Consider the following 22,824-nt stretch of genomic DNA (forward strand, 5'->3'; position numbering starts at 1 on the left):
AATGGAAAACCCTACCCAATTCGTCCAATGGCTGCGTTCCGTCGCGCCCTACATCCACGCCTTCCGCGGCAAGACCTTCGTGGTCGCCTTCCCCGGTGAACTGGTCAGCGCCGGCGCGCTGCAGGTGCTGGCCCACGATTTGTCGCTGCTGCACGCGCTCGACATCAACGTCACCGTGGTCTACGGCTCGCGCCCGCAGGTGGCCGAGCAGCTGGCGCTGCGCAACGTCGAGGGCCGCTTCCACAACGGCGTGCGCATCACCGACATCGCCGCCATGGAGTGCGCCAAGGAGGCCGCCGGCGAGCTGCGCCTCGACATCGAGGCCGCCTTCAGCCAGGGCTTGCCGAACACGCCGATGTCGAACGCGGCCATCCGTATCATTTCCGGCAACTTCATCACGGCGCGCCCGCTCGGCGTCATCGACGGCGTCGACCTGGAACTGACCGGCGTCACCCGCAAGGTCGACGCCGAGACGATCCACTCGATCCTCGGCTCCGACGGCCTGGTGCTGCTGTCGCCGCTGGGCTTCTCGCCCACCGGCGAGGCGTTCAACCTGACGATGGAGGACGTCGCCTGCAGCGCCGCGATCGCGCTGCACGCCGACAAACTGGTGTTCATCACCGAGACCGACATGATGGTCGACGCGGCCGGCACCGAGATCCGCGAACTGTCGTCGCACCAGGCCGAGGCGGTGCTGCAGGCCGGCTTCCTGCCCGATTCGACCGCGTTCTACCTGCAACACTGCATCAAGGCGTGCGACAACGGCGTCGAACGCTCGCACATCGTGCCGTTCGCGATGGACGGCTCGGCGCTGCTCGAGCTGTTCACCCACGACGGCGTCGGCACCATGATCTCGCACGAGAACCTCGAATCGCTGCGCAAGGCCACCATCGAGGACGTCGGCGGCATCATCAAGCTGATCGAGCCGCTCGAGGCCGACGGCACGCTGGTCAAGCGCGGGCGCGAGCTGATCGAACGCGAGATCGATTATTTCTCCGTCATCGAGCACGATGGCGTGATCTTCGGCTGCGCCGCGCTGTACCCGTTCCCGGAACAGAAAATGGCCGAAATGGCATGTTTGACCGTCAACCCCGAGGTCCAGGCCCAGGGCGACGGCGAGCGCATTTTGAAGCACATGGAGAACCGCGCGCGCGCCATCGGCGTGACCAAGCTGTTCGTGCTCACCACGCGCACGTCGCACTGGTTCCAGAAGCGCGGCTTCGTGCCGGCCACCGTCGACGCGCTGCCGAAGGACCGTCAACGCATGTTTAACTGGCAGCGCAAATCCCAGGTGCTGATTAAGTCTTTATAATCACGGTTTATCGAACCGTTTTAGGAGCAACACAGATGGCCCGCACCGTGCAATGCGTCAAACTCAACAAGGAAGCCGAAGGACTCGATTTCCCGCCGTATCCGGGCGAACTGGGTAAGAAGATCTACGAATCGGTCTCGAAGGAAGCCTGGGCCGCCTGGCTCAAGCACCAGACCATGCTGGTCAACGAGAACCGCCTGAACCTGGCCGACCAGCGCGCGCGCAAATACCTGGCGCAGCAGATGGAAAAGCACTTCTTCGGCGACGGCGCCGACGCCGCCATGGGCTACGTGCCGCCGACCGAGTAAATCGCACGCCGCTGGCGGCACGCGTCCCACAACCCCCGGCCCGGCCGGGGGTTTGTGTTTGCACCGCGGCGTTTAGAATGTCAGCGTCTTCACGCCGTCGGCCGTGCCCAGCAGGCACACATTGGCGCCGCGCGCGGCGAACAATCCCACCGCGATCACGCCGACGATCTGGTTGATCTTCGCCTCCAGCGCCACCGGATCGGCGATGGCCAGCCCGGCCACGTCGATCAGCATGCCGCCGTTGTCGGTGATGAACGCCTCGTCGGTGCCCGGCTTCAGGCGCAGCTTCGGCTCGCCGCCCAGCTTGGCCAGCTCGCGCGTGACCGCCGCGCGCGCCATCGGCAGCACCTCGACCGGCAACGGGAACTTGCCCATCACGTCGACCAGCTTGGAGCCGTCGGCGATGCAGACGAAACTTTTCGCCACCGAGGCGACGATTTTTTCGCGCGTGAGCGCCGCGCCGCCGCCCTTGACCATGGCGCCGCTGTGGGTGATCTCGTCGGCGCCGTCGATGTAGACGGCGATCTCCGGCACGTCGTTCAAGTCGAACACCGCGATGCCGTGGCCGCGCAGGCGGGCGGCGGTCGCTTCCGACGACGCCACGGCGCCCTTGATGTCGGCCTTGATCTTGGCGAGCTCGTCAATGAAAAAATTGGCGGTCGAGCCCGTGCCCACGCCGATGATCTCGTGCTTGACCACGTAATCGATGGCGGCGCGCGCCACGGCTTGCTTCAATTCGTCTTGAGTCATGATGCTATTTCTATATGAAAAGGGAAAGCGGTGTGGCCAACCTGTGGCCGCGAAGCCGCCATTTTAACGGATCGCCCCCGCCCGGCCCCGATTTCCGCTAAAAATTGCGCATGGACAACACCGACCCGGGCCCGCTGTCGCAGACTTGCACCAGGACGGCGCGGACGGTACGACGCCGGCCCGGCGGCGCCGCCGATTGTGCGAGAATGACCCAGCAGATCCCATCCAACGCTCGTCCGGGGAGTCCCATGCCGCAAGCTAAAACAGTCTTGATCGTCGACGACAGCCGCGTCTCGCGGCTCATGGCGCGCCAGTACATCACCGGCCTGCACCCCGACTGGATCGTCGAGGAGGCCGGCACCGGCGAGGAATCGCTGCTCAAGTCGCGCGACGTGCACCCGGACCTGGTGCTGATGGACGTCAACATGCCCGGCATGGGCGGCATCGCCGCCGCCGAGCAGCTGCGGCGCGAGAACCCGGACTTGCCGATCTCGCTGCTGACGGCCAACGTGCAGACGGCCACGCGCGAGGCGGCCGAGGCGATCGGCGTGGGCTTCGTCGAAAAGCCGATCACCGAGGCGCGCATCGCCCGCCTGCTGTCGCCGCTCGAGGAGGCCGGTCCATGATCGTGCTGTCCGAGCTGGAGAACGACGCCCTGATCGAGATCTTCAACATCGGCGTCGGCCAGGCGGCCGCCTCGATGAGCGCCATCGTCAACGAGGCGGTGCGCATGTCGGTGCCGTCGATCACCTTCATCCACCGCGCCGACGCCGCGCGCCTGCTGCGCAACCGCGTGTTCGAGCCCGAGCGCATCTGCGGCGTGAGCCAGCACTACGAGGGCGCCTTCTCGACCGAGGCGATCCTGATGTTCCCGGAGGATAAAAGCCTCGAGATCGTGCGCCTGATGGTCGGCGAGAGCGTGCCGCTGGCCGAGCTGACCGACATGGAGCAGGAGGCCATGTGCGAGATCGGCAACATCATCCTGAACTCCTGCGTCGGCACCTTGGCCAACATCTTCCAGCACGAGCTGCGCGGCTCGCTGCCGGCCTACCACGTGGGCACCAGCGACGAGATCCTGACCGCCTCGGGCAGCGCGCCCGACGCCGTGGTGCTGATGCTGCACATCGACTTCGTGCTCGAGAAGCACCAGATCCAGGGCTATGTCGCCTTCGTGCTCGACCTGTCGGCCATGCACGACCTCAAGGCGTTGATCAACCAGTACATCGCGCGCGCGATGGGACAGGCGTAGCCGTGCGGGCGATGGACAGCAAGCTGCCGGAGGCGCACCGCCTCAAGGTGCTGCGCAGCGTGCTCGGCGCCGTCAACCTGGGCATGGTGGTGGTCGACGCCGACGGCCGCGTGGTGTTGTGGAACGCCTGGATGAGCCGCCATTCGGGGCTGGCGCAGGTGGATGTGGTCGGCGCCGAGCTGCTGGCCGTCTATCCGGAGTTGCGCGGCGGCCGGGTCGACGCGGCGATCGGCCAGGCGCTGCGCGACAACTTCCCGTCGCTGCTGTCGCAAAGCCTGAACAAGGCGCCGTTCGCGCTGCACGCCAACGCGGCGGCGGCCGCGCGCGGCGAGCGGCTGCAGCAGGCGATCGAGATCACGCCGATCGCGGTCGAGGACGCGCCGCGCCACTGCCTGGTGCAGATCCGCGACGTCAGCGTGGCCGTCGCGCGCGAAAAGCTGCTGCGCGAGCAGACCATGGTGCTGCGCTCGCAGACCTTCGCCGACGGCCTGACGGGCATCGCCAACCGGCGCCACTTCGACGTCGCCATGGAAAAGGAGCACCGGCGCGCCAAGCGGGCCGGCGCGGCGCTGTCGCTGCTGATGATCGACATCGACCGGTTCAAGGCCTACAACGACCACTACGGCCACCAGAAGGGCGACCAGTGCCTGATCCAGGTGGCCGCCGCGCTGGCGGCCATGCTCAGGCGCCCGTGCGACCTGATGGCGCGCTACGGCGGCGAGGAGTTCGCCGTCATCCTGCCCGAGCTCGATATCGAGCAGGCCGGCCGGATCGCCGAGACGATACGGGCGCGCGCGCTGGAGCTGGCCATTCCGCACGAGCGCAACGGCGAGGTGCCGTACGTCACGGTGAGCATCGGCGTGACGTCGCAGCGGCCGCAGGCGCCGGTCGACATCGAAGCGCTGATCGGCGCCGCCGACCGCGCGCTGTACGACGCCAAGAAAGCCGGCCGCAACCGCAGCGCCGCGCGCCCGCCGTAGGCGCCGCCGGCGCCCTCACGTCCAGATCCGATAAATCCAGTAGCGCTCATCGCCCGATCCCAGCACCCGCGCCAGTTCCAGCGGCGTATGCCCGGTGATTTCGCGCGCCTCGCGGCAAAAATGCGCCTGGTCCGCGTAGCCGCCGCGCGCGGCCACGTCGGCCCACACCACCCTGCCCGCCAGGTAATCGTCGCGCGCCTCGAAGAACGACTGCTCCGCGCGCCGCAGCCGCAGCAGCTTGCGCAGCGGCTGCCCGGCGCGCGCCTTGATGCGCCGCTCGACGCTGCGCAGCCCGCGCCCGAGCGCCGAATCGGCGGCCTGCCAGGCCAGATGCCGCACCCAGTCGCGCGCCATGTCGCCCATGCCGTCGGGCCGCGTGGCCCGCCACAGCGGCGCCAGGAACGCCTCGAGCAGCGCCATGCGCGCGTCGTCGTCGGCGGCCTCGAGCACCGCCGCGGCCAGCGCCGCCCACCGCGGCCCGAGCGCCTGCTCCACCGGCGCGACGCGGTCGACCCAGCCGGCGAGGTCGATCGCGCCCAGCGCATGCATGGCCTGCGGATAGAACAACACCATGAACAGCCGCACCGGGCCGGGATTATAGGTCAGCAGCGGGCGCGTCTGCGGGCCGCAAAACACGGCGCGCATGGGTCCCTTCGGCAAATCCGACGGCCGCACGACCTCCGCCTCGCCTTGCATGTAAAAAGTGATCGAGCACAGCGGGGTGGCGGGGAAATGGTTGAAGCGGTCGCCCTGCGCCAATGGCGTCTCGACGGTGCTGCGCGTGACGCAGGCGCGCACGCACGACGCCAGCGCCAGCGGCGGCACGATCATGCGCGTGGTGTCGGCGACGGTGGCGGGAGCGGTGGCGGGCATGATCGGAGTTTATACTAAAGCGTGGCCAACGCGCCGGCTTGTCGCAAACGTTCAATACACCGCGTCGGCGACGCGGCATAGTGGGACATCGCCAATGCACAACCACGGAGACACCCGATGATGGAAACCACCTTGCCACTCGCCCTGCGCGACATCGCCGACCTGCCCGGCCCGCCCCCCTGGCCGCTGGTGGGCAACCTGCCGCAGATCCGGCCGCTGCGCATCCACCAGGATGTCGAAGCCTGGAGCCGCCAATACGGTCCGTTGTTCAAGATCCGCTTCGGCCGCACCGACCTCGTGGTGCTGGCCAGCCACGAGCTGGTCGGCGCGGCGCTGCGCGACCGGCCCGACGGCTTCCGCCGGCCCGCCATCACCAGCGACGTCGGCGAGGAAATGGGCGGGCGTCCGGGCGTGTTCGTGGCCGAGGGCGCGGCCTGGCGCGAGCAGCGCCGCATGGTGATGGCGGCGTTGTCGCCGCACGCGGTCAAGGCCTACTTCCCGGCGCTGGCGGCGGTGGCGCTGCGGCTGCGCGAACACTGGCGGCGCGCCGCCGCCGCCGGGCGCGAGATCGACCTCACCGACGACCTGAAACGCTTCAGCGTCGACGTCATCGCCGGGCTGGCGTTCGGCACCGACGTCAACACCATCGACGGCGGCGAGGACGTCATCCAGCGCCACCTGGACGTCATCCTGCCGGCGGTGGCGCGCCGCACCATCGCCTTGATTCCGTACTGGCGCTACGTGCGCCTGCCGCAGGACCGGCAGCTCGACGCCAGCGTGGCCGCGCTCAACGACGCCATCGACGCGCTGATCGCCTCGGCGCGCGCCAAGCTCGCCGCCGAGCCGGCGCGGCGCCAGCGGCCCGCCCATTTGCTCGACGCCATGCTCTGCGCGGCCGATGAAGGCGGCGGCATCGACGACCGCGCCATCGCCGGCAACGTCATGACGATGCTGTTGGCCGGCGAGGACACCACCAGCCATACCCTGGCGTGGATGCTGTATCTGCTGCAGAAAAATCCGGCGGCGCTGCGCAAGGCGCGCGAAGAAGTAGCGCGCGTGGCGCCCGATCCGGCGGCGCTGACGATCGCGCAGATGGACGGCCTCGATTACCTGGACGCCTGCGCGCAGGAGGCGATGCGGCTCAAGCCGGTGGCGCCGTTCATTCCCCTCGAAGCCCTGCGCGAGACCGTGATCGGCGATGTGCGCATACCCAAGGGGGGATTGATCTGGTGCGTGATGCGCAACGACAGCGTCGACGAAACGCACGTGCCGCGCGCCGACGCTTTCGAGCCGGAGCGCTGGCTGCGCGGCGGCGAGGGGGCGATCGACAAGCACCTGTCGATGCCGTTCGGCGCCGGCGTGCGCACCTGCCCGGGGCGCTACCTGGCGCTGCTGGAGATCAAGCTCGCCAGCGCCATGCTGCTGAGCAGCTTCGATATCGCATCGATCGACACGGTGGACGGCAAGGAGCCGGAGGAGTTGATGGGGTTTACGATGTCGCCGATTGGATTACGCATGCGTCTCGGCGGGATCAATACAATCTAAACGGAATTCATCTCATGGATCGCAAAAAATCCCACGGGCGGTGATCTGATACCTGGAAGTGGCGGGTGTCGCAAAGTACGCTGGTCGATAAAGGGCCAGGGCAAACGCGGCGGCGCACGCGTCATTTATTTTTGCGCCTCCAACGACATTATTTGGCTGCTGATCGTCTATACCAAAGCCAGGCTGGATACGTTGTCAGCAGTCTTTTTGTCAGAACTGCGGAAAGGAATAGAAGATGTCCTCTGAAAAAGATCAGTTTCAACGCGATTTGCTTGAATCGGTCAAACAAATGCGCGCTGGAGAACCCGCGCGAGTCAGTGTCGTCGATACGTCGGCGGCAACCGTGGAAATCTCCTTGCGTCTCCCGGCGACGGTAATAGATCGTTGGAAAGCGACAGGGCCCGGCTGGCAAAGCCGCATGGCAAAAGTGCTGAGCGATGTGACAATCGGATAGGCGGCCAAAGAAAACCGGCGGTCTCGCTAGACTATTCGCCTATTCGAGTGACCCCGCTGTTGCGCGGCGTCGCGTCCTCGTGAAACAGGTCGAACAGGTATTCGCATAATTCGTCGTCGGCGACGTCGTCGGGAACGATGAAGTCCGCCGGGCGGCGTTTGCCCTCCGCGCCAAGCTCGAACGCCCGCCGTTCCCCGGCTTCGCCGCGTATCGCGATCAGCCGCCCGAATACGTTGAACCGAAACTCCTTCATCGCGCCCTCCCCTTTGATCAAGGAAGTATATACTCGAGCGTCGCCCAGTATGATTCAAAGGATAGTATGAAGATGTTGTCTCGCGTTGACGCGAACCTTGCGGAACAAATAAACAAGCAATTCCCCGGCCTGAAGGACATCTGGCAGCTCGGCGCCGATGGCGGCATGCGGCGCGTGGCGATCTCCGTGTTCGACCACTGGCTCGATGACGAATCGGAATGGCACCTGATGGCCTGTTTCGAAGGCGAGGAGCGCGAGCGCAGGAACCAGAAAATGCTGGCACACTGGGCGGCGCTGTACGACCTGACGCAGGTGTACACGCTGCGCTATCGCGGCCGCTGGCCCGCCAAGGCTAACACCGTCATCAAACGCTACACCGACCGCGACGGCTTCCTGATCCAGTCGCGCTACGACAAACACCACCCGCCGTCCCAGTTCCTGATCATGCCGGATCTGGGGTGCATCTGCGCCGCTGGCTGGGATGACACCAACATCCTGTACTTCCACGACAAGGCGCGGGCCGCGCCGGTGCTGGACCTGGCCAGCAAGGCCGGCCTGTTTGTCCTCGAGGGCGACGCGGCCTGACATGACGCGGCATTACGCCTTCCGGTGCGCGGCGAATCCAGTGCGGCCGGGCGCCACGTCGTCGCGCAGGGTGAGCTGCGGGATGTCGTAGTCGCCTCCGTTCTGCGGGCGGAAGGCGATTGGCGCGGTCGTCGCCAGCGTGTCGAGACGCCGGCCCAGTTCCTCGCGGAGGGTGTCGAAACGCGCTTCGTCCACCCGGCTGGTGCGGTACACCACGAACGGCGGCAGCACCTCGAAGCCCGGATAGTACAAAATGCCATGCTGGATCGGGAACAGGATGTCGTCGATCGGGCCGTTGATGCCGCGCGCGCTGTAGTGGGATTCCCAGCCGCCGGTGGTCACGATCAGCATCGCGCGCTTGCCCGTCAAATTACCCTCGCCATAGCGGTCACCCCAGCGGCGGTCCGAATGCTCGCCCACGCCGTAGGCAAAACCATGGGCGTAGACTCTTTCGACCCAGCCCTTCAGGATCGCCGGCATCGAGAACCACCACATCGGAAACTGCAGGATCACGGTATCGGCCCACATCAGCTTTTGCTGTTCGAGGGCGATGTCCGCGCTTTGCCGTCCGCCGTCGAAGGCGCGCTTGGAATCGAGCGCGGCGTCGAAGCGTTCGGTAGCCGCGCCATCGAGGCTGTCGTCCGCGTCCAGCGCGGACTTCCACTGCATCGCATACAGATCGGAGACTTGCACGCTGTGGCCTGCCGCCTCGAGACGTTCGACGGTGAAGTTTTTGATGGAACCGTTCAGGGACAGCGGTTCGGGATGGGCGTAGACGATAAGGACGTTCATGACAGTGACTCCTGATGGAAGCACCCAGCGTAGGCCCGCCTCAGGTATATTGGAAATGAATTCCCAACATAGCAGGTATTAAGATGGATAATTTACGGCGACTCGACTTGAATCTGCTGGTGACGCTCGACGTTCTGCTCTCCGAGCACAACGTCACGCGCGCCGCGCGGCGGCTCAATTTTTCGCAGCCGTCGATCAGCGTGCACCTGGCCAAACTGCGCGACATCTTCGGCGACCCGCTGCTGCTGCCAGGACCGCACGGCATGAAGCCGACCGCCCGGGCCGAGGAGCTGCGCGAGCCCTTGCGGCAGGCGCTGGAGGCGCTGGGGCGCGCGGTGTCGCCGGCGCAGCCGTTCGAGCCGTCGAAGGCGGATCAAACGTGGCGCGTCGCCGCCACCGACTACGGCGAATCGACGATCCTGCTGCCGGCGCTGTCAGGCCTGCGCGCGCTGGCGCCCGGCACCCGGCTGGCGGTGCTGGAGATGAACCCGTCGCGCATCGCGCGGCAGGCGGAGCAAGGCGAGATCGACCTCGCCTTCCACACGGTCGCAGGCTCGCCGCCGGGCATGCGGCGACGCGCGCTGTTCGCCGAGCGCTATGTGCTGGCGGGGCGCGGCGACCATCCGCGTCTGAAGCGAAAGCCGACGCTGAAGCAGTTTTGCGCGCTGGAGCACGTGCTGGTGTCTGCCGACGGCGGCGGCTTCCACGGCGCCACCGACGCGGCGCTGGCGCAAGTCGGCCTGTTGCGCCGGGTGGCGCTGTCGGTGCCACATTTCCTGTTCATGGTATCGGTCCTGCAAAGCACGGATCTGGTGGCGATGCTGCCCGAGCGTCTGGTGCGCGCCAATCCGGCGCTCAAGGTGGTCGAACCGCCAGTCGACATTCCCGGCTACGAGATGGCGATGCTATGGCACGAACGCTCGCACCGCGATCCGGCACACCAATGGCTGCGCGAACATATCCAGAAATCGGTGTGAAGATTGAAGCGCTCCAGCAACACAGCGAACACAACACAGCGGGGTCAAGTCTGTCATTCGGACACGAGCTCGACGTTAGAAACGCTTTAAAGCCGGGTCCGTGTCCGAATGACAGACTTGACCCCGGCGTTTCTTGACCCCGGCGTTTCCTTAATGCCGGGTCCGTGTCCGAATGACAGACTTGACCCCGGCGTTGCAGGCAAAAAAAACCGCCCGGCTTGCAGCGGGCGGCTTCGATGCCTTGGCGTCGTTTCAGCTGGGTCGTTTCAGCCAGTCCGGATTTTAACGCAGGCCGCTGGCGGCTTTGGCCAGGTCGGTGATGCGGCCCCAGTCGCCGGCGGCGATCGCGTCTTTCGGCGTCAGCCACGAGCCGCCCACGCAGGCGACGTTTTTCAGCGCCAGGAATTGCGACGCCGTTTCCTGCGAAATGCCGCCCGTCGGGCAGAACGTCACGTCCGGCAGCGGGCCGTTGATCGCGTTGAGCATGCCGATGCCGCCGGCCGGCACCGCCGGGAACAGCTTCAGTTGGCGGAAGCCCTGCTCGCGCGCGGCCATCACTTCCGACGGCGTCATCACGCCCGGCAGCAGCGGCAGGCCGCTGCTCTTGGCGGCGGCGATCAGCGCGGCCGTCAGGCCAGGCGAGACGCCGAACACCGCGCCGGCGTCGCGCGCGGCGGCGAATTCCTCCGGCTGCGTCAACGTGCCGACGCCGACGATGGCGCCTTCCACTTCCGACATGGCGCGGATCGCGCCCAGGCCGTGCTTGGTGCGCAGCGTTACTTCCAGCACGCGGATGCCGCCGGCCACCAGCGCGCGCGCCAACGGCACCGCGTGTTCAGGTTCGTCAATCGCGATCACCGGGATCACGGCCGAGGTACGCATAATATCCAGCAGGGTCATAGTCATGATTTACGCTTCTTTCTTCATCGAGAAATCTTCATCGGAACCCGGCACGGTGTTGCCGACCGGGTCTTTGTCATGCAGGCCGACGATCGTCGGAATCGGCGACGGCAGCGGGAACGTGGTCGCGCCCTTCTCCGCCTCGCACACGCTGTTGCGGAACATGGCGAACAGCTCGCGGCCCATGCCCACGCTGTTCGGCGTCAGATCGGCCGTGGCTTGCTCGCGCGCGGCCCAGACGGCCGGCTCCACCAGCGCCTCCAGCGTGCCGTTCTTGGCGCAGACGCGGATGATGTCGCCGTCGCGCACGCGGCCCAGCGGACCGCCGGCCAAAATCTCCGGCGAGACGTGGATCGCCGCCGGCACCTTGCCCGACGCGCCCGACATGCGGCCGTCGGTCACCAGCGCCACGTGGCGGCCGGCGTCCTGCAGGTTGGCCAGCGCCGGCGTCAGCGCGTGCAGCTCCGGCATGCCGTTGGCGCGCGGGCCCTGGAAGCGCAGCACGGCGACGAAGTCGCGATCGAGCTGGCCGGCCTTGTAGGCTTCCATGAAATCTTCCTGCGAATTGAATACCAGCGCCGGCGCTTCCACCGTCTGGTGTTCCGGCTTGACGGCCGAGACCTTCATCACCGCGCGGCCCAGGTTACCCTTGACCAGCACCGTGCCGCCGTCCGGCGAGAACGGCGCGGTGATCTTGCGCAGCACCGCTTCGTCGCCCGATTCGGCCGGCGCGTCGCGCCATACAACACCCTGCGCGCCCGGCGCACCTTCGCCCAGGAACGGCTCGGTGCAGTGCGCGCGCAGACCCTTGCCCAGGATGGTGGTGACGTCGTCGTGCAGCAGGCCGCCGTTGAGCAGTTCGCGGATGACGAAGCCGGTGCCGCCGGCGGCGTGGAAGTGGTTGACGTCGGCGTTGCCGTTCGGGTAGATGCGCGTCAGCAGCGGCACCACCTTCGACAGCTCGTCGAAGTCGTCCCAGTCGATGACGATGCCGGCCGCCTTGGCGATGGCCACCAGGTGCAAGGTGTGGTTGGTCGAGCCGCCGGTGGTCAGCAGCGCGACGATGGCGTTGACGATCGATTTTTCATCGACCACGTGGCCGACCGGCAGGTACTCGCTCGATTGCGCCGTGATGACGGCCGCGCGGCGGGCGGCGGCCTTGGTCAACTCGTCGCGCAGCGGCGTGTTGGGGGTGATGAAGGCGGCGCCCGGCAGGTGCAGGCCCATGACTTCCATCAGCATCTGGTTGCTGTTGGCGGTGCCGTAGAAGGTACAGGTGCCGGCGCCGTGGTAGGACTGCGACTCGCCCTCGAGCAGTTCGGCGCGGCCGACCTTGCCCTGCGCGTACAGCTGGCGGATCTTGGCTTTCTCGGAATTGGACAGGCCGGTCGTCATCGGGCCGGCCGGCACGAACACCGCCGGCAGGTGGCCGAAGTGCAGCGCGCCGATCAACAGGCCCGGCACGATCTTGTCGCACACGCCCAGGTAGACGGCCGAGTCGAACATATTATGCGACAGCGCGACGGCGGTCGCCATGGCGATGGCGTCGCGCGAGAACAGCGACAATTCCATGCCCGGCTGGCCCTGCGTGACGCCGTCGCACATGGCGGGGGTGCCGCCGGCGTACTGCGCCACCGCGCCCACTTCGCGCACGGCATCCTTGATCAGCGCCGGGAAGCCCTCGAACGGCTGGTGCGCCGACAGCATGTCGTTGTAGGCCGAGACGATCGCCACCGACGGCTTCTTCAATTCTTTCAACGACAGCTTGTCGTTGGCCGGGAAGGCGGCGAAGCCGTGCGCCAGGTTCGTACACGCCAGGGCGCCGCGCTGCACGCCCTTCACGCGCGCCGCCTCCAGGTGCGCCAGGTACGCGCCGCGCGAAGGTTTGCTACGCTCGATGATGCGAGCGGTGACAGTTTCCAAGACCGGATGCAACGCCATGATTGTTCCTTATGAATGAATTCCGTGAAATTTTACTACAAAATCTCAAAACCGACTGTATTTTTCAATTCTTTAGCTGGCAAACGCTGGCGACCGCCGGTACCGGAAAAGCATTTTGGCGCGCGGGAAAATCCACCTCCAGAGCGATAAAAATTCTATTCTTTCAATAGTGTCGTAGTGAATTTACCGGGTTTTCATGTATGATTCCCTCAGCTTATTCACGCATCCCCTACCAACATCAGACGAAGACGCCCGACCATTATGCGCCAGCCCGCCCTGACCACCCTCGCCAGCTTCAAAGCCCTCGAATCCCACGCCGTCGACGCCAGGCACTGGCAATTGCGCCAACTGTTCGCGCACGACGCGCAGCGCTTCCCGTCCCTGACGGTCGACGCGGCCGGCCTGTTCCTCGATTATTCCAAGAACCGCCTGACCAGCACCACCGTCGACCTGCTGCTGGACCTGGCCCGCGAGCGCGGCGTCGAAGCCAGGCGCGACGCCATGCTCAGTGGCGAGAAGATCAATATTACAGAACATCGCGCCGTACTGCATACCGCGCTGAGATTGCCGCGCAGCAAGAGTTTAACGGTCGACGGCCAGGATATCGTCGCCGACGTCCACGCGGTGCTCGACCACGTCAAGGAATTCACCGACCAGGTCCGCTCCGGCGCCTGGCTCGGCCACACCGGCAAACCGATCACGGACGTCGTCAACGTCGGCATCGGCGGCTCGGACCTGGGGCCGAAAATGGCGGTGCTGGCGCTGCGCTCTTACGCCCACCCGCGCCTGAAGATGCATTTCGTCTCCAACGTCGACGGCCACGACATGGACGCCGCGCTGGCTCTGGTCGATCCCGAGACCACGCTGTTCATCATCGCCTCCAAGACCTTCGTCACGGCCGAAACGATGCTCAACGCCGGCACCGCCCGCACCTGGTTCCTCAAAACCGCCAAGGAGGAAGACTTGGCGCGCCACTTCGTCGCCGTCTCCACCAACACCGAGGCGGTCAAAGCGTTCGGCATCGACCCGGCCAACATGTTCCCGTTCTGGGACTGGGTCGGCGGCCGTTACTCCGTGTGGTCGGCGATCGGCCTGGCCGTCGCGCTGGCGGTCGGCTACGGCTACTTCAGCGACTTCCTGGCCGGCGCCCACGCCATGGACGAGCACTTCCGCAGCGCGCCGCTGCAACAGAACATGCCGGTGCTGCTGGCCATGGTCGGCTTCTGGAACCGCCAGTTCCTCGAGGCCGGCTCGCTGTCGATCGCGCCCTACCACCAGGATTTGAACCGCTTCCCGGCCTACCTGCAGCAGCTCGACATGGAAAGCAACGGCAAGCGCGTCACCCGCGACGGCGCCGACGTCGACACGCCGACCTGCCCGGTGGTATGGGGCGAATGCGGCACCAACGCGCAACACGCGTACTTCCAGCTGCTGCACCAGGGCACCGACGTCACGCCGATCGACTTCATCGCCGCGCTGCGCGCCACGCACGACCTGCCGGGCCACCACGACTCGCTGCTGGCCAACTGCTTCGCGCAGTCGGAAGCGTTCATGACCGGCAAAACGGCCGACGAGGTGCGCGCCGACCTGACCGCGCAGAAATTGTCCGCCGACGAGATCGAGGCGCTGGTGCCGCACAAGACCTTCCCCGGCAACCGCCCGTCGAACACCATCCTGATGGACCAGCTGACACCGTCGACGCTGGGCGCGCTGATCGCGCTGTACGAACATAAAACCTTCGTGCAGGGCGTGCTGTGGGACGTCAACAGCTTCGACCAGTGGGGTGTCGAGCTGGGCAAGGTGCTGGCCAAGAACATCCACGCCGAATTGACGGGCGAAGTCCAGCCGGAGCGCCACGACAGCTCGACCAATGGCCTGATCGTCATGGCCAAAGCGGCCCAGCACATTTAATCCGGGGATGACCATGAGCGCACCGCACATCGAAGTGGCCTACGACGCCGTCATGCAAACCGGCGAATGCCCGCTGTGGCACGAGCAGGAACAGGCGCTGTACTGGGTCGACATTCCCGCCTTCACCGTGCACCGGCTCGACCCGGCCAGCGGCGCGCACCGCGCGTGGCGGCTCTCGAGCGAGCCGGCCAGCCTGGCCGTCAGCGACAACGGCGGCTTGATCGTCGCCATGCGCAGCGGCTTTTATCATCTGGACACCGGCGCCGACGACGTGCGCATCACCGAGATCGCGCCGGCGCCGTACGACACCTCGCTGGCCCGCTTCAACGACGGCCGGGTCGATCCGGCCGGACGCTTCTGGGTCGGCACCATCTACGAGCCGCGCGACCGCCCGGCCGCCGAGATGTTCGTGCTGGAGCAAGGCGAGATCCGCAAGGCCTGGTCGGGCGGCATGACCAACTCGAACGGCCTCGGTTTCAGCCCGGACGGCAAAACCATGTACCACGCCGACACCACCGCGCACCTGGTGCGGCGCTTCGACTTCGACGCCGATGCCGGCACGGTGGAAAACCAGCGGCCGCTGATGCAGTTCTCGGCCGACAAGGCGAACAACTACGGCGGACGGCCGGACGGCGCGGCGGTCGACAGCGACGGCAATTACTGGTGCGCGCTGTTCGAGGGCGGGCGGCTGGTCAAGCTGTCGCCGGACGGCAAGCTGCTCGACGAGATCGAGCTGCCGCTGCGTTGCCCGACGATGCCGGCCTTCGGCGGCGCCGATTTGCGCACCCTGTACGTGACCAGCGCCGGCGAACGCCCGGCCGCCGAGCTGGAACAATATCCGCTCAGCGGCAAGCTGCTGGCCATCAAGGTCGACGTCGCGGGCCGCGTGAATCCACAATATCGTAATTAAAACCGACCAAAAACGGCACCAAAATGTAGTAAAATTACTTGCATTTCACTGCTTGTCGTAGTAAATTTACACAACGAAAAATCGCCTCCGGGTATAGTGTCAAACCGGTGGCGCCGCTGTGCAGCGACTTCCCTTTCAGGCACTACTTACTCTTGCGACGACTCTCAATTATGGCTCTTACCGATTTTGATCTGGTTCTGTTCGGCGGCAGCGGCGATCTGGCGATGCGCAAATTGCTGCCGGCGATGTACGCCCGCGACGTGGCCAACGACCTGCCCGCGACCGCGCGCATCATCTGCGTCGGCCGCGCGGACGCCAGCCAGGAAGACTTCCTGCACACGGTCGAAACCACCTCCAAGCCCCACGTCAAGTCGCCGGCCATCACCCCGGCCGCCTGGAGCCGCTTCACCGCGCGCATCGTCTACGTCTCGCTCAACGCCACCGACAGCGCCAGCTACAAGAACCTGGTCGAGGCGCTGCGCAAGGACGACGCCATCACCCGCGTCTACTACCTGGCCACGCCGCCGGCGATCTTCTCGCAAATCTGCGACAACCTCAAAGAGAACGGCCTGGTCACCAAGAACTCGCGCGTGGTGCTGGAAAAACCGCTCGGACGCGACCTCGCCTCGGCCAAGCAGATCAACGCCGAAGTGGGCAAGGTGTTCGAGGAATCGCAGATCTACCGGATCGACCACTACCTCGGCAAGGAAACCGTGCAGAACCTGCTGGCCCTGCGCTTCGGCAACATCCTGTTCGAGCCGCTGTGGCGCCGCGAGTGGATCTCCGACGTGCAGATCACCATCGCCGAAAAACTCGGCGTCGGCAACCGCATGGGCTACTACGACACCTCCGGCGCGCTGCGCGACATGCTGCAAAACCACCTGCTGCAACTGTTGTGCATCGTCGCCATGGAGCCGCCGACCTCGATCGCCCCGGACGCGGTGCGCGACGCCAAGCTGCAAGTGCTGCGCTCGCTTAAAAAATTCACGCCGACCACGCTGGCGCAAAACATCGTGCGCGGCCAGTACCGCGCCGGCCACGTCGATGGCAAGGCCGTGCCGAGCTACCGCGACGAGCCGGACGCGCCGGAACACTCGCGCACCGAGACCTTCGTCGCCATGAAGGCCGAGATCGACACGTGGCGCTGGGCCGGCGTGCCATTCTACCTGCGCACCGGCAAGCGCATGGCCGACGGCCTGGCCGAGATCGTCGTGCGCTTCAAGCAGATCCCGCACTCGATCTTCGCCCAGCCGACCAACAGCTTCCAGCCGAACTCGCTGGTGATCCGCCTGCAGCCCGACGAGGGCCTGCGCATGAACCTGATGGCCAAGACGCCCGGCGACGGCATGCGCCTGAAGCAAGCGGAGCTGGAACTGGACTTCCGCGAATCGTTCAAGTCGCCCCGCATGGACGCCTACGAGCGCCTGCTGCTCGACGTGCTGCGCGGCCAGCTGACCTTGTTCATGCGCGGCGACGAACTGGAAGCGGCGTGGGAATGGGTCGAGCCGATCCTGAACAACTGGGAAGCCGACGACAGCTACCCGATCCCGTACGCCTCCGGCACCTGGGGTCCGGCCGCCGCCTCCGCGCTGATCGGCCGCGACGGCCTGCAGTGGCGCGAAGAAGCGCTGCCGGAAGACTAAACGCCAATCCGCTCCGATGCTGCTCGACTCCATCCGCACCCAGCTCGACTCGCTCTCCAAATCGGAGCGCAAGGTCGCGCTGGCCGTGCTCGACCACCCCGGCCAGACGGTCAGCCAGAACATCACGGCGCTGGCCAAGAGCGCGCAAGTGTCCGAGCCGACCGTGGTGCGCTTTTGCCGCACCCTGGGCTATGACGGCTGGCACGAGTTCAAGCTGAAACTGGCGCAGGGGCTGGCGCTGGCGCTGCCCGGCCTCAACGAGCAGCCGACCCAGGACGACCTCGCGGCCGACCTGGTCAACAAGATCTGCAGCCGCTCGATCAACACCCTGCTCGACCTGCGCAACAACCTCGATCCGGACGCGATCCAGAAGGCGCTCGACATCCTGGCCAAGGCCAACAAGATCGAGTTCTACGGCCAGGGCACGTCCGGCATCGTCGCCGCCGACGCCCAGCACAAGTTCTTCCGTTCCGGCGTGCCGACGGTGGCCTACGCCGACCCGCACATCCACAGCATCGCCGCCGCCCTGTTGCGCACCGGCGACGCCGTGGTGGCGATTTCCCAGCGCGGCAACAGCCCGTCGCTGGTGCGCTCGATCAAGCTGGCCCGCCGCGGCGGCGCCGACGTCATCGTGCTGGCGCCGTCGGGCACGCCGCTGGCCGACCTGGCCACGGTGCTGATCCCGATCGACCTGATCTTCAACATCGACCCCTACACGCCGATCTCGGCGCGCCTGGCGTATCTGGTCGTCATCGACGTGCTGGCCGTCGGCCTGGCCCTGCAGCGCGGCCCGGAATTCCGCAAGAAGATGCAGAACGCCCAGAAGGCGCTGCAAGAGTTCGACTTGCAATTCGACTCCTTCATCGGCTAAGCTCTCGGTCTTACAAAAAAACCACTGCCTGCTCGCGTGGGTGTGCTGGCGTACGTGGGCTTCGCGCGAGGCCTCCTATAATTCTTGCTGTGCTACAGTGTGTCTGTTTTTTACGCAGACGCAACATTGCTGTTTGCATATGCAGTACGTTCGTGGCCGACGAGCCCCCGAGAGTGGACATGACTACCTTTACCTCCCATACCGCCCAACCCGCAGTGCGCATGCCGCTGCTGCAGACGGGCGTGTCCGGTTTCGACCAGATCCTCGGCGGCGGCTTTCCGGCCCACAGCCTGTACCTGATCCAGGGGCTGGCAGGCAGCGGCAAGACCACGTTGGCGTGCCAGATCGGCTTCCAGCACGCCCACCAAGGCAAAAAGGTGCTGATCCTGACCTTGATCGCCGAGACCCACGGCAAAATGCTCAACCACCTGAGCAGCTTTTCCTTTTTCGACGAGAAACTGGTCGGCGAGCGCATCATCTTCCTCGGCGCCTACAACGAACTGCTCAAGGGCGGTTTGCGCGAACTGCTCAAGTCGATCGCCACCACCCTGGCCGACCAGCGCCCCGACATCATGATCATCGACGGCTTCCGCACCGTGCGCGAGGCCAAGCCGTCGGACGTGGCGCTGTCCGAGTTCATGTTGTCGCTCAATTCGCTGGTGGCGACCATGCAGTGCACCACCTTCCTGCTCTCGCCCACCGAGGGCAACGTGGCGGACTCGGAAAACACGCTGGTCGACGGCTTGATCGAACTGAGCCAGTACGAGCAGGGCTTGCAGCTGATCCGCGAGATCAAGGTGTTTAAGTTGCGCGGCAGCAAGCACCTGCTGGGCCGGCACGTGTTCGAGGTCGGCGTCGACGGCGTCGCCATCTACCCGCGCCTGGAGGCGGTCAGCACCGTCTCCGGCGCCACCCCGGCCGTCTCGCGCGAGCGCCTCGGCTTCGGCATCGCCGGCTGGGACAAGCTGACCAACGGCGGCGTGGCGCGCGGTTCGACCACGGCGCTGCTGGGCAATCCGGGCGTCGGCAAGACCCTGATGGGCCTGCACTTCATCTACGAGGGGCTCAAGCGCGGCGAAAACTGCCTGATCGCCGGCTTCTACGAGTCGCCGCTGCGGCTGCTGGAAAAATCGGCCAGCGTCGGCATGGACATGACACCCTATTACGAGAGCGGCGCGCTGGAAGTCATCTGGCACCCGCCGCTCGAGGTGCTGGTCGACGCCATGGCCCAGGAAATGCTGCGCAACGTCGAGCGGCGCGGCGTCACGCGCTTGCTGATGGACGGCCTCGACGGCCTGCGCGAGATCGTCATCCACGAGGGCCGCTCGCGCTCCTTCCTGGCCGCGCTGGTCAACGAACTGCGTTGCCGCAACGTCACCAGCTTCTTCACGCAAGAGCTGCCGTACTTCGGCAACGGGCCGGCGCACAGCGAAGTGTCGGCCTCGATGTTGTTTGAAAACATCATCCTGTTGCGCTACGTCGACGTGCGCGGCATCAACCGGCGCCAGATCGGCGTGCTCAAGCTGCGCGAGAACAGCTACGACGCGGCCAACCACATCCTGCTCATCTCAGACCACGGCATGACGATCGAGGGCGCCGTGTTCGGCCCCGTCGCGCCGCCGCAGACGTTATAGCGAGATGACATGAGCAACTCCCCGGCAATCACGGACGCCAACCCGGATGGAAAAATCATCCTGGTGGTCGACGACGAGTTCGACGTCCTGTCGGCGTACACGATGCTGTTCGAGTACCGCGGCTACCGCGTGCGCACCGCCGGCAACGGCGCCGAGGCGCTGGCGCTGGCGGCGCGCGAGCGCCCGGACATCATCGTCTCCGACTACATGATGCCGGTCATGGACGGCGCCCAGTTGTGCCTGCAATGGCGCGCCGACCCGGCGCTGGCCGCCATCCCCTTCATCCTGGCCAGCGCCGGCATCCCGCGCAAGGACGAAGTGCTGCCTTACGACACCTTCTTCCGCAAACCGGTCCGCTTCGAGGTGCTGCTCGAGGAAATCGCGCGCCTGATCGCCGCCCGCGCGGCGTCCTGATATAACCACTATCGCGCACGCTCGCTTTCTCTTGGCGGCTCCCTTGAGTACAATAAGACAACGCAATCCCCTTACCTTTGATTGGCAGCGCACATGAACCAACTCGAACAGCTCAAGCAATTCACCACCGTGGTCGCCGACACCGGCGACTTCCAGTCGATCCAGGCCTACACCCCGCGCGACGCCACCACCAACCCGTCGCTGATCCTCAAGGCGGTGCAAAAGGACGAGTACAAGCCGCTGCTGGAAAAAGCCGTGCGCGACAACCTCGACCGCTCGATCCCGGACACCATCGACCACCTGCTGGTGGCCTTCGGCAAGCAGATCCTGCGCATCATCCCGGGCCGCGTGTCGACCGAGATCGACGCCCGCCTGTCGTTCGACGTCGACGGCTCGGTGGCCAAGGGACGCGACCTGATCAAGCTGTACGAGGCGGCCGGCATCGAGCGCGAACGCGTGCTCATCAAGATGGCCGCCACTTGGGAAGGCATCCGCGCCGCCGAGATCCTGGAAAAGGAAGGCATCCGCTGCAACATGACCCTGCTGTTCTCGCTGGGCCAGGCGATCGCCTGCGCCGACGCCGGCGCCCAGCTGATCTCGCCGTTCGTCGGCCGCATCTACGACTGGTACAAAAAATCGACCGGCATCGACTACACCGGCGCCGAAGACCCGGGCGTGCAGTCGGTCAAGCGCATCTACAACTACTACCGCAAGTTCGGCTACAAGACCGAGGTGATGGGCGCGAGCTTCCGCAACACCGGCCAGATCCTCGAACTGGCCGGCTGCGACCTGCTCACCATCAGCCCCGACCTGCTGCAAAAGCTGGCCGACACCGAGGCCCCGGTCGAGCGCAAGCTCAGCGCCGACAAAGTGCCGTCGTCGGGCATCATCAAGCTGACCCAGGACGAGAAAACCTTCCGCTTCCAGCTCAACGAGGACCAGATGGCGTCCGAGAAGCTGGCCGAGGGCATCCGCGCCTTCTGCGCCGATTCGGGCAAGCTGAAACAAATCATCTCCGGCATGCGCTGAGCCCGGCATGACGGACCCGGTCGGACCGGAAGGGGCGGGAGCGCGGCGGCGGCCGGGCTCCCGCCCCTTGCCCTTTGCGGTGGCGTTTCAGCCACCGCCGGTCGAAATCCGGCCACCGCCGCTGCGCCATCTCGCACCAAAATGCGGCAATTTCGCGCAACTTGTCGCATATCGATCTGTACAAAACGTTACATAACTGTCTGTATTACAATGTTGCAGCCTCGGCCGGCACCCGCTCCGGCCGGCATACGTCCAACACCATTCTTTTCAGAGACCATCCAATGAGATCCGTCCCTCGTTTCACTGCATTCGGCTGCGCCGCCCTCACCCTTGCCGTGCTCAGCGCCTGCGGCAAGAAAGACGCCGCGCCCGCCGCCCCGCCGCCGCCGAAGGTGGCGGTGGTCACGGTGGCGCCGGCCAGCATCACGCTGACCAGCGAACTGCCCGGCCGCACCGAGGCGTCGCGCATCGCCGAGGTGCGCGCGCGCACCGCCGGCATCGTGCTGAAACGGGTGTTCAAGGAGGGCGGCGACGTCAAGGCCGGCGAGGTGCTGTTCCGCATCGATCCGGCCAGCTTCCAGGCCTCGTTCGACAGCGCCCAGGCCGCCGTCGGCCGCGCCGAGGCCAACCTGGCCCAGGCCGACCTGCGCGTCAAGCGCTACACGCCGCTGCTGGCCGCCCAGGCCGTCAGCCAGCAGGAATACGACGACGCCATCACGTCGCAGAAGCAGGCCCGCGCCGACCTGGCCACGGCCAAGGCCGCGCGCACCAACGCCGGCCTGACCCTGGGCTACGCCACCGTTACCGCGCCGATCTCCGGCCGCGTCGGCCGCGCGCTGGTGACCGAGGGCGCGCTGGTCGGCCAGGGCGAAGCGACGCCGATGGCCACCGTGCAGCAGCTCGACCCGATCTACGTCACCATCACGCAATCGTCGACCGAGCTGCTCAAGCTGCGCCGGGCGCTGGCCGACGGCCGACTCAAAAGCGCCGGCAACGGGGGAAGCAAAACCGAGGCGCGCGTGTCCCTGGTGACCGAGGACGGCCAGACCTATCCGCAAACGGGCAAGCTGCTGTTCGCCGATGTGTCGGTCGACCAGACCACCGGCTCGGTGTCGATGCGCGCCGAGTTCCCGAATCCGCACCGCACCCTGCTGCCGGGCATGTACGTGCGCGCGCGACTCGAGCAAGGCGTCAACGAGGCCGCCATCACCGTGCCGCAGCAGGCCGTGGTGCGCGGCACCGAAGGCGCCACCGTGCTGCTGGTCGGCGCCGACAACAAGGTCACCGCCCAGCCGGTCAAGGCCGACGCCGCGCAAAACGGCAGCTGGGTCGTCAGCGCCGGCCTCAAGGGCGGCGAGCGCGTGATCGTCGAGGGCTTCCAGAAGGCCAAGCCGGGCGCCACCGTGACACCGGAAGCGTGGAAGGGGCCGGTCGGCACGCCGCCGGCCGCCGCGCCATCGGCGCCAGCCGCCGCCGCCAAATAATCGGGAGAC

At 66.1% G+C, this 22,824-nt stretch carries 23 protein-coding genes; 17 read left to right on the plus strand and 6 right to left on the minus strand.

The genetic code is table 11. From position 1 onward, the window contains the following. The first annotated feature begins 1 nt into the window (after nucleotide 1). Both argA and BMX85_RS06950 read left to right on the plus strand, forming a co-directional pair. Nucleotides 2-1,312, plus strand: coding sequence for an amino-acid N-acetyltransferase (gene argA, locus BMX85_RS06945; protein ID WP_090315004.1), 1,311 nt, complete (start codon nucleotides 2-4; stop codon nucleotides 1,310-1,312). A gap of 35 nt (nucleotides 1,313-1,347) precedes the next feature. Continuing rightward, entirely contained in the window at nucleotides 1,348-1,620 is a 273-nt protein-coding gene (locus BMX85_RS06950) for an oxidative damage protection protein (RefSeq protein ID WP_090315007.1), read from the plus strand. Nucleotides 1,621-1,692: 72 nt separating this feature from the next. Here the strand turns inward: BMX85_RS06950 and rpiA are convergent, their stop codons facing one another. Beyond that, nucleotides 1,693-2,370: a ribose-5-phosphate isomerase RpiA gene (rpiA, locus tag BMX85_RS06955; RefSeq protein ID WP_090315010.1), complete on the minus strand. Its 678-nt coding sequence runs from the start codon at nucleotides 2,368-2,370 to the stop codon at nucleotides 1,693-1,695. Nucleotides 2,371-2,618: 248 nt separating this feature from the next. On the opposite strand from rpiA, the gene BMX85_RS06960 reads away from it, so the two are divergent. From BMX85_RS06960 to BMX85_RS06970, 3 genes are read left to right on the plus strand one after another with little or no spacing between them, the layout of a single operon-like run. Then, nucleotides 2,619-2,996, plus strand: coding sequence for a response regulator (locus BMX85_RS06960; RefSeq protein WP_090315012.1), 378 nt, complete (start codon nucleotides 2,619-2,621; stop codon nucleotides 2,994-2,996). Then, nucleotides 2,993-3,619, plus strand: a complete 627-nt coding sequence (locus BMX85_RS06965) for a chemotaxis protein CheC (RefSeq protein ID WP_090315014.1) — start codon at nucleotides 2,993-2,995, stop codon at nucleotides 3,617-3,619. The genes BMX85_RS06960 and BMX85_RS06965 overlap by 4 nt, the downstream gene beginning before the upstream one ends. 11 nt (nucleotides 3,620-3,630) lie before the next feature. Then, on the plus strand, nucleotides 3,631-4,599 hold the full coding sequence (locus BMX85_RS06970) for a GGDEF domain-containing protein (RefSeq protein WP_090315015.1): 969 nt from the start codon (nucleotides 3,631-3,633) through the stop codon (nucleotides 4,597-4,599). A 15-nt stretch (nucleotides 4,600-4,614) separates the two neighbouring features. On the opposite strand, the gene BMX85_RS06975 is transcribed toward BMX85_RS06970, so the two are convergent. After that, nucleotides 4,615-5,472, minus strand: a complete 858-nt coding sequence (locus tag BMX85_RS06975; RefSeq protein ID WP_090315017.1) for a helix-turn-helix transcriptional regulator — start codon at nucleotides 5,470-5,472, stop codon at nucleotides 4,615-4,617. A gap of 117 nt (nucleotides 5,473-5,589) precedes the next feature. On the opposite strand from BMX85_RS06975, the gene BMX85_RS06980 reads away from it, so the two are divergent. Next, nucleotides 5,590-7,017, plus strand: coding sequence for a cytochrome P450 (locus tag BMX85_RS06980; protein WP_307172925.1), 1,428 nt, complete (start codon nucleotides 5,590-5,592; stop codon nucleotides 7,015-7,017). 235 nt (nucleotides 7,018-7,252) lie between these two features. Then, nucleotides 7,253-7,471: a BrnA antitoxin family protein gene (locus tag BMX85_RS06990; RefSeq protein WP_090315019.1), complete on the plus strand. Its 219-nt coding sequence runs from the start codon at nucleotides 7,253-7,255 to the stop codon at nucleotides 7,469-7,471. A 31-nt stretch (nucleotides 7,472-7,502) separates the two neighbouring features. On the opposite strand, the gene BMX85_RS06995 is transcribed toward BMX85_RS06990, so the two are convergent. After that, nucleotides 7,503-7,724: a DUF7661 family protein gene (locus tag BMX85_RS06995; RefSeq protein ID WP_090315316.1), complete on the minus strand. Its 222-nt coding sequence runs from the start codon at nucleotides 7,722-7,724 to the stop codon at nucleotides 7,503-7,505. A gap of 72 nt (nucleotides 7,725-7,796) precedes the next feature. On the opposite strand from BMX85_RS06995, the gene BMX85_RS07000 reads away from it, so the two are divergent. Beyond that, on the plus strand, nucleotides 7,797-8,309 hold the full coding sequence (locus tag BMX85_RS07000) for a hypothetical protein (RefSeq protein ID WP_229210312.1): 513 nt from the start codon (nucleotides 7,797-7,799) through the stop codon (nucleotides 8,307-8,309). Nucleotides 8,310-8,321: 12 nt separating this feature from the next. On the opposite strand, the gene BMX85_RS07005 is transcribed toward BMX85_RS07000, so the two are convergent. Then, the gene (locus BMX85_RS07005; protein WP_090315022.1) at nucleotides 8,322-9,101 is read right to left on the minus strand and encodes an NAD(P)H-dependent oxidoreductase; all 780 of its coding nucleotides are present in this window, start codon (nucleotides 9,099-9,101) and stop codon (nucleotides 8,322-8,324) included. An 83-nt stretch (nucleotides 9,102-9,184) separates the two neighbouring features. Between BMX85_RS07005 and BMX85_RS07010 the strand changes: the two genes are divergently transcribed. Beyond that, nucleotides 9,185-10,078, plus strand: coding sequence for a LysR family transcriptional regulator (locus BMX85_RS07010; RefSeq protein ID WP_090315025.1), 894 nt, complete (start codon nucleotides 9,185-9,187; stop codon nucleotides 10,076-10,078). A 282-nt stretch (nucleotides 10,079-10,360) separates the two neighbouring features. Here the strand turns inward: BMX85_RS07010 and eda are convergent, their stop codons facing one another. After that, nucleotides 10,361-10,984 carry a bifunctional 4-hydroxy-2-oxoglutarate aldolase/2-dehydro-3-deoxy-phosphogluconate aldolase gene (eda, locus tag BMX85_RS07015; RefSeq protein WP_090315029.1) on the minus strand — a complete coding sequence of 208 codons (624 nt, stop codon included), beginning with the start codon at nucleotides 10,982-10,984 and terminating at the stop codon, nucleotides 10,361-10,363. A 3-nt stretch (nucleotides 10,985-10,987) separates the two neighbouring features. Beyond that, nucleotides 10,988-12,919 (minus strand): phosphogluconate dehydratase, encoded by a 1,932-nt coding sequence (gene edd / locus BMX85_RS07020; protein ID WP_090315031.1) that lies wholly within the window; start codon nucleotides 12,917-12,919, stop codon nucleotides 10,988-10,990. A 261-nt stretch (nucleotides 12,920-13,180) separates the two neighbouring features. On the opposite strand from edd, the gene pgi reads away from it, so the two are divergent. The 8 genes from pgi (at nucleotide 13,181) to BMX85_RS07060 (ending at nucleotide 22,815) form a co-directional block, all read left to right on the plus strand. Continuing rightward, the gene (gene pgi, locus BMX85_RS07025) at nucleotides 13,181-14,830 is read left to right on the plus strand and encodes a glucose-6-phosphate isomerase (protein WP_090315033.1); all 1,650 of its coding nucleotides are present in this window, start codon (nucleotides 13,181-13,183) and stop codon (nucleotides 14,828-14,830) included. A gap of 13 nt (nucleotides 14,831-14,843) precedes the next feature. After that, nucleotides 14,844-15,740: an SMP-30/gluconolactonase/LRE family protein gene (locus BMX85_RS07030; protein WP_090315318.1), complete on the plus strand. Its 897-nt coding sequence runs from the start codon at nucleotides 14,844-14,846 to the stop codon at nucleotides 15,738-15,740. 170 nt (nucleotides 15,741-15,910) lie between these two features. Further along, complete coding sequence (gene zwf / locus BMX85_RS07035; protein WP_090315035.1) at nucleotides 15,911-17,383, plus strand: glucose-6-phosphate dehydrogenase; 1,473 nt, start codon at nucleotides 15,911-15,913, stop codon at nucleotides 17,381-17,383. 16 nt (nucleotides 17,384-17,399) lie between these two features. Then, nucleotides 17,400-18,254: an SIS domain-containing protein gene (locus BMX85_RS07040; protein ID WP_090315036.1), complete on the plus strand. Its 855-nt coding sequence runs from the start codon at nucleotides 17,400-17,402 to the stop codon at nucleotides 18,252-18,254. A 179-nt stretch (nucleotides 18,255-18,433) separates the two neighbouring features. Then, a complete protein-coding gene (locus BMX85_RS07045) occupies nucleotides 18,434-19,888 on the plus strand; it encodes an ATPase domain-containing protein (protein WP_090315038.1) in 1,455 nt (484 codons plus the stop codon). Nucleotides 19,889-19,897: 9 nt separating this feature from the next. Then, the gene (locus BMX85_RS07050) at nucleotides 19,898-20,302 is read left to right on the plus strand and encodes a response regulator (RefSeq protein ID WP_090315040.1); all 405 of its coding nucleotides are present in this window, start codon (nucleotides 19,898-19,900) and stop codon (nucleotides 20,300-20,302) included. Nucleotides 20,303-20,395: 93 nt separating this feature from the next. Further along, on the plus strand, nucleotides 20,396-21,331 hold the full coding sequence (gene tal, locus BMX85_RS07055; RefSeq protein WP_090315041.1) for a transaldolase: 936 nt from the start codon (nucleotides 20,396-20,398) through the stop codon (nucleotides 21,329-21,331). 281 nt (nucleotides 21,332-21,612) lie between these two features. Next, on the plus strand, nucleotides 21,613-22,815 hold the full coding sequence (locus tag BMX85_RS07060) for an efflux RND transporter periplasmic adaptor subunit (protein WP_090315043.1): 1,203 nt from the start codon (nucleotides 21,613-21,615) through the stop codon (nucleotides 22,813-22,815). Nucleotides 22,816-22,824: the final 9 nt, after the last annotated feature.

This window comes from Duganella sp. CF517 (assembly GCF_900110275.1).
In the GTDB taxonomy this organism is placed as follows: Bacteria; Pseudomonadota; Gammaproteobacteria; order Burkholderiales; family Burkholderiaceae_D; genus Rugamonas.

Excerpts from the sequence above, each read along its gene's own strand:
- BMX85_RS07030 (WP_090315318.1), top strand. The coding sequence starts at position 14,844 with ATGAGCGCACCGCACATCGAAGTGGCCTACGACGCCGTCATGCAAACC.
- BMX85_RS07060 (WP_090315043.1), top strand. The coding sequence starts at position 21,613 with ATGAGATCCGTCCCTCGTTTCACTGCATTCGGCTGCGCCGCCCTCACC.
- BMX85_RS06995 (WP_090315316.1), bottom strand. The coding sequence starts at position 7,724 with ATGAAGGAGTTTCGGTTCAACGTATTCGGGCGGCTGATCGCGATACGC.
- eda (WP_090315029.1), bottom strand. The coding sequence starts at position 10,984 with ATGACTATGACCCTGCTGGATATTATGCGTACCTCGGCCGTGATCCCG.
- BMX85_RS06980 (WP_307172925.1), top strand. The coding sequence starts at position 5,590 with ATGATGGAAACCACCTTGCCACTCGCCCTGCGCGACATCGCCGACCTG.
- BMX85_RS06990 (WP_090315019.1), top strand. The coding sequence starts at position 7,253 with ATGTCCTCTGAAAAAGATCAGTTTCAACGCGATTTGCTTGAATCGGTC.
- zwf (WP_090315035.1), top strand. The coding sequence starts at position 15,911 with ATGGCTCTTACCGATTTTGATCTGGTTCTGTTCGGCGGCAGCGGCGAT.
- BMX85_RS07040 (WP_090315036.1), top strand. The coding sequence starts at position 17,400 with ATGCTGCTCGACTCCATCCGCACCCAGCTCGACTCGCTCTCCAAATCG.
- BMX85_RS06975 (WP_090315017.1), bottom strand. The coding sequence starts at position 5,472 with ATGCCCGCCACCGCTCCCGCCACCGTCGCCGACACCACGCGCATGATC.
- BMX85_RS07045 (WP_090315038.1), top strand. The coding sequence starts at position 18,434 with ATGACTACCTTTACCTCCCATACCGCCCAACCCGCAGTGCGCATGCCG.
- BMX85_RS07005 (WP_090315022.1), bottom strand. The coding sequence starts at position 9,101 with ATGAACGTCCTTATCGTCTACGCCCATCCCGAACCGCTGTCCCTGAAC.
- tal (WP_090315041.1), top strand. The coding sequence starts at position 20,396 with ATGAACCAACTCGAACAGCTCAAGCAATTCACCACCGTGGTCGCCGAC.
- BMX85_RS06950 (WP_090315007.1), top strand. The coding sequence starts at position 1,348 with ATGGCCCGCACCGTGCAATGCGTCAAACTCAACAAGGAAGCCGAAGGA.
- BMX85_RS06970 (WP_090315015.1), top strand. The coding sequence starts at position 3,631 with ATGGACAGCAAGCTGCCGGAGGCGCACCGCCTCAAGGTGCTGCGCAGC.
- rpiA (WP_090315010.1), bottom strand. The coding sequence starts at position 2,370 with ATGACTCAAGACGAATTGAAGCAAGCCGTGGCGCGCGCCGCCATCGAT.
- BMX85_RS07000 (WP_229210312.1), top strand. The coding sequence starts at position 7,797 with ATGTTGTCTCGCGTTGACGCGAACCTTGCGGAACAAATAAACAAGCAA.
- BMX85_RS07010 (WP_090315025.1), top strand. The coding sequence starts at position 9,185 with ATGGATAATTTACGGCGACTCGACTTGAATCTGCTGGTGACGCTCGAC.
- BMX85_RS07050 (WP_090315040.1), top strand. The coding sequence starts at position 19,898 with ATGAGCAACTCCCCGGCAATCACGGACGCCAACCCGGATGGAAAAATC.
- BMX85_RS06960 (WP_090315012.1), top strand. The coding sequence starts at position 2,619 with ATGCCGCAAGCTAAAACAGTCTTGATCGTCGACGACAGCCGCGTCTCG.
- edd (WP_090315031.1), bottom strand. The coding sequence starts at position 12,919 with ATGGCGTTGCATCCGGTCTTGGAAACTGTCACCGCTCGCATCATCGAG.
- pgi (WP_090315033.1), top strand. The coding sequence starts at position 13,181 with ATGCGCCAGCCCGCCCTGACCACCCTCGCCAGCTTCAAAGCCCTCGAA.
- BMX85_RS06965 (WP_090315014.1), top strand. The coding sequence starts at position 2,993 with ATGATCGTGCTGTCCGAGCTGGAGAACGACGCCCTGATCGAGATCTTC.
- argA (WP_090315004.1), top strand. The coding sequence starts at position 2 with ATGGAAAACCCTACCCAATTCGTCCAATGGCTGCGTTCCGTCGCGCCC.